Raw genomic sequence first — 2,593 nt, 5'->3', positions numbered from 1 at the left:
TTGGCATCATAAGTATAAGTTTCGACATAATCAAAGATGTCGTCGCCGATGTTGTCATTGCTTACGAATGTCAGGTTATAGCCGTAGGTAATAACTGAGTTTATTGTCCCATCACTGTTGTTGTCTATGCTCTGGGATATCAGTTTGCCATCGGCATCGTAAGTATAAGTTGTGGTTGAGGTCATAAACTTATATTCCCAAATAAATATTTGTATAGCTTTAGTTGAGTACTGCTATGTGTTTTAATGACATTTATTTTAAGAGCAGTAGCGAAAATACTGAATACGAATTTTAGCACCATCATAAATGCTTTGCAATCAATTCTGAATACAGTAATTACTAAGTCGCAGTAAATATCCTTATTCTGTAAATAGCACTTAAAAAAATTTCCTCGCATTCATCCTTATCGGCATATACTTTAAAGAAATGTCACATTTAATTGCGCTATTGTAAAAATCAGCTTTACATAAGTTGATTTATGAGCCAGCCTGAAAATACTACTACCGAAGCTACTGCTCTGACTAACCACGATCGCAAACCTATCCACATACCTGGCTCTATTCAACCTCATGGCGTTCTACTGGCACTCAGTACTCAGCTAGAGATATTGCAAGTTAGCAACAATACCCAAGAACACTTGGGCAAAGCGCCAGAAGACTTGTTTGGCAAACCGTTGAGCTATTTGCTAGAAGCTCAACAAATAGAAACTGTAAAGCAGTGCTTAGTAAAAAAAATTGGCAGTCTTCATGCTTTTAAAGTATCAATAAGTACTTTGCATCAGCAACGAGATTTTGACGCTATTGCTCATCGTACAGAAGAGGCTGTGATTCTGGAGTTAGAACCGAGTGACTCAAAATCTGAGGTAAGTTTTTTAGATTTTCATGCTTTGGCGGGTGAAGCGATCGCAAAAATGCAAAGAACATCAAACCTGATAGAATTTTTGCATCTGGTCGCTGAAGAAATCCAAAAAATTATCGGTTTCGACCGGGTGATGGTCTATCAATTTGACCAGTCAGAAGCGGGTTGTGTTGTTTCAGAAGTTAAACGGGAAGATTTATCACCTTATTTAGGACTCCACTACCCTGCTACAGATATTCCAGCGCAGGCTAGGGAGTTATATAAGCGCTGCTTTCTCCGATTTCTCCCAGATTTAACAGCCGAACCTGTTAAGCTGGTTCCAACGGAAAATCCGACAACACATCAGCCTCTTGATTTAAGTTACTCTCTGCTACGAAGTTTTGATTGGTGTTGTGCTGAATATCATCAAAATATGGGGGTAAAGGCGCTTTTAGTGATTTCGCTGATTCAAGAGCAGAAACTTTGGGGATTAATATCTTGCCATCATTTAACACCAAAGTATATTTCTTACGAAGTGCAGAAAATGTGCGAATTTTTGGGACAGATTGTGTCTTCAGAATTAACGCACAAAATTAGTTATTCGGAATGGAACTATAAGGTAAAACTCAAATCACTACAGTCTGATTTCTTAGAGTCTATTTCCCAGGCAGATAATTTTATTGATGCTCTAATTAAACCTGAAATCCGCTTGTTAGATCTTGTTAGTGCCACTGGAGCGGCGGTTTGTCTAGGTAATGAAATTACCCTTGTGGGAGCAACACCGAATATTCATGAAGTTCAGGCGCTGATTGAATGGGCGGATGTTCAAGTTAGTGACAACCTGTTTTCCACCGATTCTCTGCCCAAGCTTTACCCAGAGGCGCTCATATTTAAAGATACTGCCAGTGGCTTGTTGCTACTGCGGATTTCTAAAGTGCGGCGTTATTATATTCTTTGGTTTCGCCCCGAAGTTATCCAAACGGTAAACTGGGCAGGTAATCCCAACGAAACCATTCAAGCCGAGACAGATGGTAGCCTTACCCTATCTCCACGAAAATCCTTTGAACAATGGCAAGAAACGGTTAGATTAACTTCTCTACCTTGGGAAACTTGTGAACTTGAGAGTGCGATCGCTCTGAGTAATGCGATCGTTGGTATTGTACTATCTAAGGCGGATGAGTTAGCTAAAATCAACCTGGAGTTAGAGCGCAGCAACCGGGAATTAGCCTCCTTTGCTTACGCTGCTTCCCATGACCTCAAAGAGCCTTTGCGGGGAATTTATAACTTCTCGACGGTGCTGCTAGAAGACTATGCCCAAGTATTAGATGATGACGGAATTGAGTGCTTACAAACAGTAGTTTCCTTGTCTGTACGCATGGAAACTCTCATTAATGCTCTGCTGCGACTTTCGCAGTTAGGACAAGCACAACTGCGAGAGCAAGCAACTGACCTCAACGAATTGGTTACCCAAGTGATTGAAGTCTTTCGTGCTAGTCGCCAAGACTCTGGGCTTGTAGATATTCGCATTCCTCGGCCTTTACCAACAGTTCAGTGTGACCGAGTTCTCGTTAATGAAGTCTTCAGTAATCTACTGGGCAATGCGTTCAAATACAACGATAAGGCAGAGCAATGGGTTGAGATTGGCTACTTAGATGAGGGACTGGGGACTAGGGACTGGGGACTAGGGAAGATTTTTCTTAACTCAATCCCCAATACTTCGGCTTTGCTCAGTACAAGTCCCCAATCCCCAATCCCC

Annotated in this window: 2 protein-coding genes; one reads left to right on the top strand and one right to left on the bottom strand. The window is 41.4% G+C overall.

Going from position 1 to position 2,593, the window contains the following annotated elements; translation table 11 throughout:
- Positions 1-185, bottom strand: a 185-nt coding sequence (locus ACFFAP_RS37870; RefSeq protein WP_375516011.1) for a hypothetical protein, incomplete at its 3' end; no start/stop codon positions are given.
- Positions 186-478: 293 nt separating this feature from the next.
- Here ACFFAP_RS37870 and ACFFAP_RS37865 point away from each other — a divergent pair.
- A partial coding sequence (locus tag ACFFAP_RS37865; RefSeq protein WP_375516010.1) for a GAF domain-containing protein occupies positions 479-2,593 on the top strand: 2,115 nt, incomplete at its 3' end.

It is taken from the genome of uncultured Nostoc sp., from assembly GCF_964245575.1.
Classification (GTDB): Bacteria; Cyanobacteriota; Cyanobacteriia; order Cyanobacteriales; family Nostocaceae; genus Nostoc.
This window is presented reverse-complemented; position numbering and strand designations above follow the sequence as displayed.